The sequence below is a fragment of the Actinoplanes siamensis genome, assembly GCF_016862395.1.
Taxonomy (GTDB): Bacteria; Actinomycetota; Actinomycetes; order Mycobacteriales; family Micromonosporaceae; genus Actinoplanes; species Actinoplanes siamensis.
The window spans coordinates 1-13280 of the sequence record NZ_BOMW01000025.1 but is presented as its reverse complement, the minus strand read 5'-3'; the positions used below and the strand labels follow the sequence as shown (position 1 = coordinate 13280).

The following is a 13280-nucleotide window of genomic DNA, read 5'->3' as shown; positions in this document are numbered from 1 at the left end:
ATTCCGGCACCCGGGCGGCGAGCCACGCTTCCATGCGCTCCACCTCCCGGTCGACGAAGTCGCGGTCGCCGAAAGCGTTGTCCAGCGCGGCGACGCCCTGGCTGAACGCCAGCACGTGCAGGGCCGTCGCGTCGGCTTCGGCGGCGAGACCGAGCGCGGTGAACTGGGCGCCCAGCCAGTCGCGGAAGAGCGTGAACAGCGCGACGGCTTCCGGTCGCGACGAGTGACGCAGCTTCGCCAGCTCCGCGGTCAGCGTGCCGACCGGGCACCCGAAGTCCCGGATGTCGGCGCGGTTGGTCACCACGATCCGGATGAACCGGCGGATCCGCTCCGCGGGCGCGGCGGCCTCGTCCTCCCATTGCCGCAGCATCGCCCGGGTGGCCGCGACCCGGGACTCGATCACCGCGGCCAGGATCTCGTCCTTGGTCTTGAAGTGGTAATAGAAGTTGCCCCGTGAAAGGCCGACCGACTCAGCGATCGCCGTGAACGACGTGTGCTCGAAACCGCGTTCGTAGAAAAGCCGGTCGGCCGCGGCGACGATCTGCGCCCGGGTCGTATTTCCTGCCATTGTCGCCATGGCTTCCCCACTCTCTGGGACGGTCGTCCTACAGCAGATCTTAGGACAGCCGTCCCAGAGGGTGTCGAGCAGGAGGTCCGGCCGGACGGCAGCGCCGGCAGCCACACCTATCTACCAGGGCATTTGCGAGCGAGCCGGCCGAGCCCCCGCCCCGGGTCCACACTGGAGCCGGTGAGCCGGCGGCAGGTCCGGCCCGGCCCGCCGAAAGCACCACTCCCACCACCATCCGACCGAGCAGCGCGACAATTGCCACAACGGTGGCCGAGGGCAGCCACGGCACCGTTTCTCTGATGATCCGCCATTGACCGGAAAGGGTCGTCGAACGCGGATCGAAATGCGTTGTGCCATGACTCGTCGAAAAGCAGGCGAACCAGCTGCGAGATCGGGCCCGGCCGCGCGGGCCGCGGCCGGGAGGAGTCGTCACACCTGCGAGCCGGCGGCTCACCGGTGTCACCGGGGTGGTGACGGCGGGCCGGCATGCCCGGCGCGCCGACCCGATGCGGTGGTGCTCCGTGAGTCTCCGCGCGCCGAGTGGCCGGGACGGTGGTCACTGGGTAGGTTGGGAGTCATGGTGAAGGAGTGGGGTCGCGGGTCGCTGCGCCACCTCCTGTCCCTTGTGCTGGCCGCGCTGCAGACCGTGATCGCCGGTGCGCGCAGGCCACTGCCCGACTCCCCGGTGGACACCGAGGTCGCGCCGGTCGTTGCGGCGACCGGGCCGGCACGCGTGCTGACCTCGCAGTTCACCGCGGCCGTCGGCGCCTCGCGCGCTCCGCCCGCGCTCTTCGCCTGATTCCCCCTCCCGCCGCGCCGCTCCGCGCCGGCCGACTCGCTTCTATCGAACTCTCTCAATCTAGGAGTCTCGACGGTGAACGTCCTGTCACAGATGTTGCTCGCGGACCCGGTGGCGCCGGTCGCGATCTGGCTGGTGCTGATGTTCGTCTCGCTGCCGGCCCTGCTGGTGCTGGCCAGTCCGCGGTCGATGCGGCATCCCCGGATGGCGGTGCTGCAGGTGCTGGGCGCGGCCCAGCGGTATCAGCAGGACCGCGACCGGGAACGGGACGAGGCGGTGGAGGCGGCGCGGTATGCCGAGGAGGTGCGGGTCGCGGCGAGAAGGGCGCAGGAGGCCGCGCAGCGCTGGCAGGATCTGTGGCGGCAGGCGGAGCGGCGGGCGGACGACGCCTGGGCGGCGTGGCAGGAGGCCGAGCAGCGGCTGAGGCGCGCCCGGACGGCCGCCGTCTTCGCCACGCCGGCGACCCCGCGGACCGCCGCGGAATACGCCGACCGCGAGCGTTTCCTGCACCGCGCGGTGCGCGAGGCGGTCGAGCGGGGCGACCTGCCGAGCACGGCGCCGGCGGCCGCGGCCGCCGGCCGCGACGGCTGGGACGCCCGGCTGCACCCGGTGGAGCAGGAGTTGGTCCTGCTGCGCGCCGCCGCCTGCCACCGCGAGCAGCTGCACCGCCGGGCCGCGGCCACCGAGCGGACCGCCTGGCACGACGCGCAACTGGCCGCCTCCACCCGGGACAGCCTGCGCCGCGAGGCCGACGTCGCGGAGGCGCGCGCCGCCGCGGTGCGCCATCACCTGCCGAAGCAGCAGGGCCGCCCGGTCGCCGCGGGCCGGCGCTCCTGGGTCCAGCGCCCCGCCTGAGCCGCGACACCGGCCGGTGGCTCCCCAGCCCGGACAACCACCATCAGCTTGGGCCCGAGCCGCTCAGCTTGCTGTTCAACCTCCCGCTCCGGCCCGGGGGCCGCGGGCCCGGAAACGCCGGACGGCTCCGACCCGACCGGATGGTCGTGCCGGAGCCGAGGTGGGGTGGCGGTGTCAGGCGTCGGTGGGGACGGGCACACCGACCTGCGTGACGAGCTGGATGACGTCGGTCAGCACCTGCGGGGTGCCGGCGGTGTCGGCCACCGTGGTGACCGTCTTGACGCTGCCGTCGTGGTAGCGCACGACGACCTCGTAGCCGAAGCGGTCACAGCACGGGTCGGCCGGCAGGTACTGCGAATCGAGGGAGCGGAAGCGACGGGTGGCCGTCACGGTCAGCACGGTGGCCGCCTGCCGTCCTTCGGTGGCCCGGTCGACCATGAACAGCTGGGTGGCGCCGGTGAAGCCGCCCGAGCGGCGTACGGTGACCGACTTGGTGCGAGCGTTGCCCGCGGCTGCTGCGGTGACGCCCGGCGCGGCGTCTGTCACGGCAGCGGCGGCAGGCGGTGCGCCCACGGCCACCAGGCCGAGGCCGACCGTCAGGGCCATGGCGCCCCGGAGGGCGACGGTACGAATCGTGCGCCGAGAATTGTCAGACATTGACGTGGTCCGTTTCTTTCGAATGCCGGTGCGGTCTACGCGGTGAATTCGGCGTTCAGAAATTGAACACGTTGCCGGTCGCGGACAGAAGAATGCACCGGTTCGAGAACGTGGCGCGGTACGTCAACGGCTCGCCGCGCCACACGCCGACCGCCACGGCAGTGACCGGACGGTATTCCCGCGTGCAGATGGCCTCGTCGTCGGCCAGTGCGGCCACGTCGCCGTCGACGGCGCGCAGCTCGTCACAGGCGGTCTTGGCGAGGCGGTGCGTCCCGCCGTCGACGTCGCATCGCAGCACCGCCACGCGGGGCGTCTCGTCGCCGACTTCAGCAGGGAAGACGCTGAGCACGACGCGGCCGCTGGAGGCCGGCGCCGGAGTGGGTGCGGCCTGCGCGGGGGACCCGGCTGCCAGGGTGGCGGTGGCGGCGCAGAGGGAGAGGGCGAGAACGCCCGCACGACGGATCGAGTACATCATTTCCTCCTTGTGGAAGGGTACGGTGAATGCGGCGCCTCTCTTGTGGAGAGCGCTCGGTGGAATTCACCCGCGGTGAGTCACGCACACCGTAAAGCGACCCTCCACGGGCGTCAACCCGACATTTTTGCAATTGTGATTAGAATGCGTCAGGAGGGCGTTCCGGTGATCGCCCGCGGCGTGCCGCCGATTGGCCGGGAACGGGTCGCAACCGCGTTGTAGCCGCTCGCGCGAGGGGTGGACGCCGGCCGCCCACCGCGGAACCGGCCGGCAACACTCCACTGTGTCGGATTCGTCACTACGGGTGAATTCGGGTACCGCGCCCCTGCACCGGTCTGACCGCGTAGTCGATGGCCTTGGAGGTAGGTATGGCCGTCACTGTGACGCCAATCGGAACGCCGCACTGTGGGGGCGACCTCAGGTTAATCCGGTGCAAGTAGCCGAAAGTAGTGCTTGTGCCTATCGTCGCTTACCAGCGGCGGCAACCCGCTTGCGGGCGTACGCCTGTAGCCTCGTGCAGTGATCGAAAAGGTGAGGGTGGCAGTCGTTGGCGTCGGCAACAACACGTCAGCGTTGGTGCAGGGAATCAACTTCTGCCGCAGCACCGGGAGCTTGGTTGGCGTTCATCAGCCTCGGGTGAACGGGCTGGGCGTTGACGATATCGACTTCGTTGCGGCCTTCGCCATCTCCGCCGGCAAGGTCGGCCAGGATTTACACCGAGCGATCTTCGCACCACCGAACAACTTCCCTCGCCTGGATGCAGAACTTCCTCCGTCCGGCGTCAGGGTGCAGCGCGGGCTCACAGATTCGAGCGAGATCCGGAGGGTGGCAGAGGCACTGACAGGTTCCGAGGTTCTGCTCTACTCCGCGCCAAGCGGTCGGCCGGACACTGCTCGGGCGTACGCGGAGGCGGCTCTGCTGGCGGGCGTGGCATTCGTCAACACCACCGCGGACCCGGTAGCTCGGGACTCGTCGCTGCTCAAACGCTTCGAACAGGCAGGCCTGCCGCTAATCGGCGACGACCTGGCCAGTCAATTCGGTGCTTCCGTCGTCCACAAAGCTCTGCTGCGGCTACTGCAGGACCGCGGCCTGACTCTGGTCAGCTCCTACCAGGTCAACCTCGGTGGTACCGAAGACTTCCGCAATCTCGCCGAGAACCCGGACAGTAAGAAGCAGTCCAAGATGAATGCTCTGGGCTCTGACAAGGTTCAGTTGGCGCCGCTGGGCTACCTGCCTCACCTGAAATCACAGAAGATCGCCCACCTCAATATCGAGGCGCAGGGATGGGGCGAAACGGCGGTGAGCCTGGACGTCCGACTGCAGGTCCACGACCCGAGCGGTGCTGCCGGTGTCAACATCGACCTCATCCGCGTGGCTGCCGCCGCTCTCCGATCAGGCCGTGGTGGCTATCCGGCCGAAGCGTCGCGGCACCTGAAATCTCCTCCCGGAACCTCCGTCTGATCTCGAAGCACTTCTCTGAACTGGCAGCATCACGTCCAGCAGTGACCGTGCCTGGCTATCCGGATCTGCCGCGATCCGCGCGTCTGGAGGATGCCGAGCTTTTACGCTCTGGGAGTCCATGATGGCGGTGACCGGGCGGGGGCACCGGTCAGCGTCGACGCGGATGCGGCGGCGCAGTTGGTCGCGAAGGTGCTCGAGCACGCCCGCTTTGGCCCAGCGGGCGAAGAACCCGTAAACGGTCTTGAAAGGTGGAGAATCCGAGGGCAAGGCACGCCATTTGCAGCCGTTGTCGACCAGGTAACGGATCGCGTCCACGGTCTCGCGGCGTGGGTGCGCCTCCGGATGGCCGCCTGTTGGTGTGGTGCTGGCCGGTGCCGGCAGCAGCGGTTCGAGGAGCTGCCACTCGGCGTCGGTGGTGTCCGACGGGTAGCGCCGCCGCCGGGGCAGGACCGTCTCGCGTAGGAATCGCAGCCCGGACTGGACCTGGTACGCGCTGAGCTCGGTAGCGGTGACCAGCTGCCTGGTGGTCAGCCCGGCCGGGCGGGCCCCCATCAACGCAGGCACTCAGCTGGGACTCGTGGTCGCTTTCGGGCGGACAACCGCGCCGAGTCGCGCGGTCACCGGGATCCCGTCCGGCCGGTCAGGCCAGGCCCGCGTCGTGGGCGAGCAAGGCTATCTGTGTGCGGTTGTCCAGGCCAAGTTTGGTCAGGATGTGCGAGACGTGGGTCTTCACGGTGGCCAGCGTCATGTCGAGCACGGTGGCGATCTCCGTGTTGGACCGTCCCTGGCCGATGGCGGCCACGACGTCCTGCTCGCGCGGGCTGAGCGTCGCGAGGGTGGTCCTGGCCCGAGCATAGGCGCCGGCCTGCACCGCGACCCGGTCCATCAGACGGCGGGTGATCCGCGGGGACAGGATCGGCTCCCCGGCCGCGACCTGGCGGACGGCTTCGGCGATCCGGGCCGGCGGGGTGTCCTTGAGCAGGTAGCCGCTGGCCCCGGCGCGCAACGCGTGCAGGATGTTCTCGTCGCCGACCACCGCGATGCCCGGCGCCCCGTCCAGCATCATCGTGAGCCCGGCCCGTACCAGCGCATCGTCGTCGACGACGAGCACCCGAACCGGACGTCCGCCGCCACCCGCCGCCGACGAGCCCGGCACCCCGGAGGCGCCGCCGGCGCCGGCCACCCCGGCCCCGCCCGGCATGCACGTCACGGTCGGCGCCGCGCTGATCATCGGCCTCACCGGGCGGCGCCACTGCTGACGCGTCTACTTTCTCCGCGCCCGCGCCGCACGGGCGAACTGATCGTCCCAGCGGCGCGGGAACGGCAGCATCAGGTGCTTGGACCGCCAGGGGCGCATCTGCCGCACCACGTTGAAGCCGGCCGCGGAGACGACTCTTTCCGCGCCCGCGAACAACGGCCATGCCGGCTGGACGTCGACGTGCCGCACATCGGGCGCCAGCGAGGCCGGCCGATGCGGCGACACCAGGACGAACCGCGGCCGCCGCCCGTCCAGCGCGGCGCACTCCCGGGCGTAGGAGACCAGCTCGTCGATCTCCGCGGGCGGCCCGGAGTGCACGATCAACCAGGCCCCGGCGACGTCCGGGAGAGCGCACGCGGGCGCCGGAGGATCGACCAGGTCGAGCCGAGCGACGGCTCCCGAGATCGCGGACAGGCCGGCCAGTTGGTCCGGGCTCAGCTCCTCCAGGACCAGGGTTTGATCAAAACCGGCGGACCCCACCACCCGGCGGTACGAATCCCACCGCAACAGTCGCGCCAGATGCACGGTCCGGATCCCCGCCGGCACGTCGGCGGCCCTCAGCTCCCCCTCGACCCCCGCCGGGAACGCGTCCACCACCAGCAGGGACGCCGGAACCGAGGCCAGCACGCCGGGCAGCGGCCCGGCCACGGCCCGGTGCGGTCCCAGCAACCGGGCATCCCCGGCGAACGGCGAGGAGCTGACGACGACCGCCGGCGCATCCCCGTGCACGGTGTGCAGATAGGCCCGGATCCGAGTCAGGTGCCCGAGTCCGCCGCCCTGCGCATAACAGACGATCACCGCACCGAGGCCAGCACTTTCACATAACCGTCTGTCTCACCGGCCACGGTGAACCGTTCCCGGACCCGCCGGGCCCCGGCCTCGCCCAACGCCGCCAGTTCCGCGTCGGTCATTCCGGCGCATCGATACAGGGCGGCCCGGCACCCGTGCGCGTCACCGGCCGGGAAACGGAAGCCGATCTCCTCGTCGACGAGGTCGGCCAGGCCCCCCGCATCCGAGGTGAGCAGCGGGATCCCCAGAGCGGCAGCTTCGAGCGCCACATTCGGCAGCCCGTCGTAGAACGACGGCAGCGCGATCACGTCACAGGCCGCGTACACCGAAAGCAATTGGTATCGATCCTGGAACGGAAGCACGGTGTGGGCCACCGACGGATGCTCGGCGAGCCACTCCTCGACGCCCGGTTCCAGATCGCCGGCCAGCACGACGTGGAACCGGTCCGGGACCAGTCCGTCGAGCAGCAGCCGTACCCCTTTCTTGTTCTTCAGCTGGCCGACGAGCCCGATGGTCCGCCGTCCCGGTTCCACCCGCGAAGCGCGCCAGGCGGCCGCCCTCTCCCGTTCCGAGGGCAGAATTCGCCATTCATCGAGATCAATCCCGTTGGCCACCCAGCTGACCGGCACCCCGGGCGCCGACGCGGACACCAGCGGTCCCATCGAGGCGGCCACCACGCAGACGTGCGCGGAACTTCGCAACGCCTCCAGAACCACCGGCTGCCGTCGCAACGAGAACATCCCGGTGTCGAAGTCGTTCCCGCGCAGCAGCGTGACCAGTGGCAGCCCGCCCCAGGCCGCGTAAACCGGGGCGGCGAGCAGCGGATACGTCCCGCCGAACGCCACCACGTGCGTGTACGACCCGATCGCCGGGGCCAGCGCCGTCCACAACGTCCGCAACGCGTGCTCCGGGTCCTCACCCAGCGCCACCGTCCGGACCCCGGCGCTCCGCCTAGCAACGACCTGGCGGCTCAGGTGCACGACGTCGATCTCCACGCCGGCTTCCCGCAGCCCCCGCACGATCCGGTCACACGAGTTGGCCATCCCCCCGGAGCTGGGCGGATAGTTCTCGGTGAGCCAGAGCAGCCGCATCAGCTGTCCACCAGCGCGTCGTCATCGTCGTCGAGGTAGTCCTGCCGCGCGCCCGCCCCCGGCGCGAACGCGGAACGGTCGTACGCGTCGAAGCCCGAGTACCACCCGGCGTCCTGGTACTCGTTCGAGGTGCGGGCCCGGTGCGCCCGCCGGCGGTAGGCGGCCGCCGCGGCCGGGTGGCCGACCTGATCGCGCGCCGCCGCGCACTCCGGGCACAGACCCGTTTCGGTCACGTGACTGGCGCAGAGGGCCCGGCCACAGGACGGGCAGGCCGCGACGGCCATCACCGCGCACTTACCGAGCGTGAAAAAACCCGTGGTCACCGCACAGGGAGTCATGCCACACCTCGGTTCTCCGGCGTCCAGCGGAACGGCTCGGTGGCCACGCTGAGGATCAGATCGACCTGCTGCTGCCCGTTCTGCGGCATACGCAGCAGTTTGGCGGAGGCGATCACGCTGCGGCGCGATCCCTCCCGCACCAGCACCCGCACCCAGCCCGGCGCCGCGGTGGCCGGGACCCGGCTCGGCGCCTCCCGGGGCAGCTTCCGCCGTACCTTGATGATCTGCACGGTCCTGCTCTTGGTCTTGGTCTTGTACTTTCCGCGCGGATTGCGCTTCGTGATCCGGCGCCGGCGTTCCCGGTCGACGACGAGAATCTCCAGCACGCTGCCGTCGCGAAGGTCCGCGCGCATCCGCAGCCACGGGTCGATCAGCCAGGTCTCGCTGGCCGAGCGGACCGGCTTGCGCACCGGCAGGTCGCGGGGCCGGCTGCTCTTACCCGGAGCGTCCCGGCCGCGCAGGTCGGCGGTGACGGCAAGCGTGCCGCTCGGCCCGAGGTCGGAGGAAACCTCCAAGATCAACGGCACCACCACATCGAGCGTACGGGCGGGCAACTGCCACTTGCGCCGCCGCACCAGCCCGGCGTGCCGGTAGAGGCTGGTGATCAGGGCGCTCCAGTCCGCCGCCGGCAGCGTGGCGGCGAATCCGCGCTCGTGGATGAGCGCCTGGTGCAGCGGGTGGAAACCCGCGATCGCGGCCTTCTGCTCGCGCCAGAACATGAACGGACCGTATCAGTGGCTCTCCACCTGGTCATAAACGGTCGCCAGCCGGCTGCGCACGTCCGCCCAGGAGAGCACCCGCTCCCGTGCGCGCTCGCCCATCTCCCGGGCGGCGCGCGGATACTCCAGCAGCACGCGGATCGCCCGGGCCAGCTCGGCGGGCCGGTCCGGCGGCACCAGCCGTCCGTGCCCACCGAGCACCTCGCGGATCACCGGCAGGTCGGAGGCGACCACCGGGGTGCCGGCGGCCATCGATTCCCACACCTTGATCGGGCTGCACCCCTGCTCCAGATTGCGGGGGGTCGCGGTCAGCGGCGCCACCGAGAGCTCCGCGTGTGCCAGCCAGGCCGCGACCTGCTCGTGCGGCAACATGTACTGCCAGGACACCCGGTCCTCCAGGCCCAGCCGCGCGGCCAGCCGGTGCAGCGGGCGGGCCCGCGACGGCGACACCGACGAGCAGATCACCAACGACAGATCGGTCAGGTCGGCCAGCCGCGAGAACGCCCGCAACAGCACGTCGACGCCCTGCCATGGCTGCAGCGCCCCGACATAGACGACATACCGGCCGGGCGCCGCCGCCGGGCGCGGCACTCCGGCCGGCACCGGGTCCGCCCCGTTGGGAATCAGATGCACGCGGCCCGGCGCGACGCCGCGATCAACAACGGCAGATGCGATGACGTACGAGGGCACGATCACCGCCTCGGCCCGGCTCAGGCACCGCTGCTCCAGTTCGCGGATCTTCGCGAGGGTGCTGGGTGCGACCCGCGGCCACGCGTAGGGCAGCTCGACCGAGGGCAGCCCGTTCGCCTCATAGACCATGCGACCGGTGACCGCCAGCGCGCCCCACGGATCCCGCACATGGCACAGCTCCAGCGTGTCGCGGTGCGGCGCGAGCTGCTCGCCGGCCCACGCGGTGAACGCCTCCGCGCGATCCAGCCAGTTCGGCACCACCTCGCCGAACCGGACGATCTCGACGCCGCCCTCGCGCTGGTAGGCCGGCAGGCCCCCACCGCCGAGCACACAGAGCAGACCGCCACCGTAGCGCTCGAACAGCTCGGCCGCCATGTGCCGGATGTGCACCGCGGAACCTTTGGCGGACGGGAAGCGGTCGAACGCGATGTAGGCCGCGCGGTGGCCGTCAGCCATGCTCCCCCTTCCTCCGATCGCGGCGCCGGCCGGCTCCTGCAACGGCGCTTCCTCCTCCCGTCACGGTAAGGGCCGACCTGCCCCGCCGATCCCTCGGCCACGGCTCGCCTCGCCGACCGCGGTGCCACTCGACCCGCCGGACCGGGCCCTCGACCACGGCTACCCCGTCGCCGACCGCGGTGCCGGTGGACCCGCCGGCCGGGCCCTCAACCACGGCTACCCCCACGCCGACCGCGGTGCCACTCGATCTGCCGGGCCAGGCCCTCGTCCAGGCCCGTGGTCGCGGTCCAGCCGAGCAGGGCGGCGGTCCGTTCCGCGGCGGCCCAGGTGCGGGCCACGTCGCCGGGCGCGGCGTCCTTCGGCACGGTCGGCGGCGGCACGCCGAGCTGCACGCCGATGCGCTCCAGCGCGTCGTGCAGGCCCACCGTGACCGGATGGCCCACGTTCAGCACCGTCCCGGCCGGCAGCGGCACCCGCGCGGCCCGGACGGTCGCGTCCACCACGTCACTGACGAACGTGAACGACCGGCTCTGCGCGCCGTCGCCGTAGAGCGGGGCCGGTGAGCCGTCCAGCGCCGCCTCGATGAACCGGTGGAACGCCATGTCCGGGCGCTGGCGCGGCCCGTACACCGAGAAATACCGCAGGATGACGACTGGCGTCCCCTCGGCGGCGGCCCGCTGCGCGAGCCGTTCCGCCTCGGCCTTCGACGCGGCGTACGGACTGCGCGGCTCCAGCCGGTCGCACTCGGCCGACGGGTGGGCTGCGCTGCCGTACACCGAAGAGCTGGACGCCAGCACGAAGCGCGGCCGCGAGCCGGCGCAGGCAGCCAGCAGGCGCCCGGTGGCGACGACATTCGCCCGGTGGGTGTCGGCCTCGCCCGGCCCCCACGAGCTGCGGACGCCGGGGCGCCCGGCCAGGTGCAGCACGGCGTCCGCGTCCCCGAGCGGGCCGAGATCGTCGGTCAGCAGGTCACACTCGGTCACCGTGATCCCGGCGCGGGCCAGCTCGGCCCGGTTCGCCATGGCGGCCCGCGGCGTGGTGGCCCGGTGGACGGCGTCGACCGCGAGGACGTCGTGCCCGCCGGCCACCAGCGCGGGCACGAGATGGCTGCCGATGAACCCCGCCGCTCCGGTCACCACCACTCGCACACCGGGAACTCTAATCGGTGGCCAGGACGGCGGCCGTCCGCGTCACGTGCTGCTCGAGCAGCGCGGCGGCCGTGTCCGCGTCGCCGGCCAGCGCGGCCTGCTCGAGACGGCGATGCTCGCCGATGTGGTCACGGGCCGTGGCCCGCTCGGTCGCCCAGGCGCGGACCAGCTCGGACGCCGTCCACAACCGGTCGAACGTCTCCAGCAGCACCGTGTTCCCGCAGCCTTCCAGCAGGGCCCGGTGGAACCCGCGGTGCGCCCGCGGCCACTCGACCGGCTCGGACGCCGGGGTCCGGGTCAGCCGGTGGTGGGCGGCCCGCACCCGCGCCTCCCAGTCCAGGTCGCCGCGCTCGACGGCGAGCCGCAGCATCGCCGGCTCGATCGTGCGCCGCGCCTCGGTCAACTCCTGCCAGCGCTGGTCGGACGGCCTCGGGACGGCGAAGCCCCGGTTGGCGAGCCGGTCGGCCAACCCGTCACCGACCAGGCGCACCAGCGCCTCCCGCACCACCGCGAGGCTGACCCCGTGCTCGCCGGCCAGCTCCTGCGGCTTGAGCGGCGCCCCGGGCGCGAACTCGCCGCGCAGGATCGACTCGTGCAGCGTGCCGTAGATCCGCTCGGAGAGCATCTGTTTCGCCTCACCCATGGACCCATCCTAACCGATAATCGATTTTCGGTGCTATCGTCGATCTCGCAAGCGCCGCGGCCCGGTCCTCGGACCGGCGCCCGGTCGCTCACCCGGCCACCGCCGGGCCGGTCGCCGCACCACCCGGCTCCGGCCGGTTCCGCCGCACCACCCGGCTCCGGCCGGTTCCTCCGTTCACCTGGAAGGACTCGCCCCATGAACGACCCGTTCGCCCGCCATCCCGAAGCGGCCACCTTCACGGTCACCAGCACCACCGTGGCCGACGGCGCCACCTTCGGCAGCGCGCAGATGTCCGGCATCTTCGGCGTCCCCGGCGGTCAGGACGTCTCCCCGCAGCTGTCCTGGTCCGGCGCGCCGGAGGGCACGAAGAGCTACGTCGTCACCGTCTACGACCCGGACGCGCCGACCCAGTCCGGCTTCTGGCACTGGGCCGTCGCCGACATCCCGGCCGGCACGACCAGCCTGCCGGAGGGCGCCGGCGACGACTCCGGCGCGGCCCTCCCCGAGGGTGCCTTCCAGCTGCCCAACGACGCCCGCCTGTCGCGCTTCATCGGCGCGGCCCCGCCGGCCGGCCACGGCGCCCACCGCTACTTCATCACCGTCCACGCGCTGGACACGGAGAAGATCGGCGTCACTCCCGACGTCACCCCCGCGGTGCTGAACTTCACCATGTTCGGCCACGTCCTGGGCCGCGCCACCATCGTCGCCAAGGCGGAGATCCCGGCCAGCTGACCCACGCGGCGGCCGGGCGGTGCTTCTCCTGCCCGGCCGCCCGGCGGACACTCGGCGCAGGTGGCGCGCCCTCAGGTCCTGAGCAGGGCAGCCACCGTGGGCTGCGGCCTGCTGGCGAATGCTCACTCGGGTCCGTGGGCCGGGCAGCCACCGCTGCGCAGCGCACCCACCCGCCCGCAGCCACGCCCATCGCGCGTCCATCCGCCGCGCGCCCGTCCCGCCGCGCCACCGCCCGCGACGCGCCCACCGACCCCATGGCCACCTGGCGCGCACCCATCCGCCGCGCAGGCGCCCACCACGCAGCCGGGCCCCGGCGCGGCTACCCCCGCGCGGTCACCCGGGCGGGGTCACCCGGGCGGGGACGCCGACCACGAGGCGCGGCGCCTCGGGGGCGCGGTCGCCCGCAGCGCGACGGCCCACCCGCGGCACGGCCACCCACAACGCGACCACCCAGAGTGCGACCGCCCGGCCAGCGACCACCCAGAGCGCGACCACCGGCCGGGCGACCACCGGCCGGGCGGTCGCTGGCCGGGCGGTCGCTGGCCGGGCGGTCGCTGGCCGGGCGGTCGCTGGCCGGGCGGTCGCTGGCCGGGCGGTCGCTGGC

At 72.1% G+C, this 13280-nt stretch carries 16 protein-coding genes and 1 pseudogene; 4 read left to right on the top strand and 13 right to left on the bottom strand.

Annotated elements, in window-relative coordinates; translation table 11 throughout:
* The coding region (locus Asi03nite_RS13775; protein WP_203679862.1) for a TetR/AcrR family transcriptional regulator at positions 1–568 on the bottom strand (568 nt) is incomplete at its 3' end.
* 577 nt (positions 569–1145) lie between these two features.
* Between Asi03nite_RS13775 and Asi03nite_RS13770 the strand changes: the two genes are divergently transcribed.
* Positions 1146–1367 carry a hypothetical protein gene (locus Asi03nite_RS13770; RefSeq protein ID WP_203679861.1) on the top strand — a complete coding sequence of 74 codons (222 nt, stop codon included), beginning with the start codon at positions 1146–1148 and terminating at the stop codon, positions 1365–1367.
* 75 nt (positions 1368–1442) lie between these two features.
* Entirely contained in the window at positions 1443–2222 is a 780-nt protein-coding gene (locus Asi03nite_RS13765) for a hypothetical protein (protein ID WP_203679860.1), read from the top strand.
* 174 nt (positions 2223–2396) lie between these two features.
* Here Asi03nite_RS13765 and Asi03nite_RS13760 read toward each other — a convergent pair whose 3' ends face one another.
* Positions 2397–2879 carry a hypothetical protein gene (locus Asi03nite_RS13760; RefSeq protein WP_203679859.1) on the bottom strand — a complete coding sequence of 161 codons (483 nt, stop codon included), beginning with the start codon at positions 2877–2879 and terminating at the stop codon, positions 2397–2399.
* A gap of 55 nt (positions 2880–2934) precedes the next feature.
* Positions 2935–3351 (bottom strand): SSI family serine proteinase inhibitor, encoded by a 417-nt coding sequence (locus tag Asi03nite_RS13755; RefSeq protein ID WP_203679858.1) that lies wholly within the window; start codon positions 3349–3351, stop codon positions 2935–2937.
* 519 nt (positions 3352–3870) lie between these two features.
* On the opposite strand from Asi03nite_RS13755, the gene Asi03nite_RS13750 reads away from it, so the two are divergent.
* Complete coding sequence (locus Asi03nite_RS13750; RefSeq protein WP_203679857.1) at positions 3871–4812, top strand: inositol-3-phosphate synthase; 942 nt, start codon at positions 3871–3873, stop codon at positions 4810–4812.
* 96 nt (positions 4813–4908) lie between these two features.
* Here Asi03nite_RS13750 and Asi03nite_RS37820 read toward each other — a convergent pair.
* From Asi03nite_RS37820 to Asi03nite_RS13705, 9 genes and pseudogenes are all read right to left on the bottom strand, one after another.
* A pseudogene (locus Asi03nite_RS37820) lies at positions 4909–5259 on the bottom strand (transposase); the annotation flags it as partial.
* Between the two features lie 193 nt (positions 5260–5452).
* Complete coding sequence (locus tag Asi03nite_RS13740; RefSeq protein WP_373872106.1) at positions 5453–6043, bottom strand: response regulator transcription factor; 591 nt, start codon at positions 6041–6043, stop codon at positions 5453–5455.
* Positions 6044–6076: 33 nt separating this feature from the next.
* Positions 6077–6868 carry a hypothetical protein gene (locus Asi03nite_RS13735; protein WP_203679854.1) on the bottom strand — a complete coding sequence of 264 codons (792 nt, stop codon included), beginning with the start codon at positions 6866–6868 and terminating at the stop codon, positions 6077–6079.
* Positions 6865–7950, bottom strand: coding sequence for a glycosyltransferase family 4 protein (locus tag Asi03nite_RS13730; protein ID WP_203679852.1), 1086 nt, complete (start codon positions 7948–7950; stop codon positions 6865–6867). The genes Asi03nite_RS13735 and Asi03nite_RS13730 overlap by 4 nt, the downstream gene beginning before the upstream one ends.
* Positions 7950–8273: a hypothetical protein gene (locus Asi03nite_RS13725; protein WP_203679850.1), complete on the bottom strand. Its 324-nt coding sequence runs from the start codon at positions 8271–8273 to the stop codon at positions 7950–7952. Before Asi03nite_RS13725 ends, Asi03nite_RS13730 begins: the two co-directional genes overlap by 1 nt.
* 11 nt (positions 8274–8284) lie before the next feature.
* Positions 8285–9007, bottom strand: coding sequence for a hypothetical protein (locus Asi03nite_RS13720; protein WP_203679848.1), 723 nt, complete (start codon positions 9005–9007; stop codon positions 8285–8287).
* A 12-nt stretch (positions 9008–9019) separates the two neighbouring features.
* Positions 9020–10153, bottom strand: a complete 1134-nt coding sequence (locus Asi03nite_RS13715; protein WP_203679846.1) for a glycosyltransferase — start codon at positions 10151–10153, stop codon at positions 9020–9022.
* Positions 10154–10359: 206 nt separating this feature from the next.
* Positions 10360–11301 (bottom strand): NAD-dependent epimerase/dehydratase family protein, encoded by a 942-nt coding sequence (locus Asi03nite_RS13710; RefSeq protein ID WP_203679844.1) that lies wholly within the window; start codon positions 11299–11301, stop codon positions 10360–10362.
* 10 nt (positions 11302–11311) lie between these two features.
* Positions 11312–11944 carry a GntR family transcriptional regulator gene (locus tag Asi03nite_RS13705; protein WP_203679842.1) on the bottom strand — a complete coding sequence of 211 codons (633 nt, stop codon included), beginning with the start codon at positions 11942–11944 and terminating at the stop codon, positions 11312–11314.
* 195 nt (positions 11945–12139) lie between these two features.
* On the opposite strand from Asi03nite_RS13705, the gene Asi03nite_RS13700 reads away from it, so the two are divergent.
* Positions 12140–12676, top strand: a complete 537-nt coding sequence (locus tag Asi03nite_RS13700; protein WP_203679840.1) for a YbhB/YbcL family Raf kinase inhibitor-like protein — start codon at positions 12140–12142, stop codon at positions 12674–12676.
* Between the two features lie 333 nt (positions 12677–13009).
* Here the strand turns inward: Asi03nite_RS13700 and Asi03nite_RS13695 are convergent.
* The coding region (locus Asi03nite_RS13695) for a hypothetical protein (RefSeq protein ID WP_203679838.1) at positions 13010–13280 on the bottom strand (271 nt) is incomplete at its 5' end.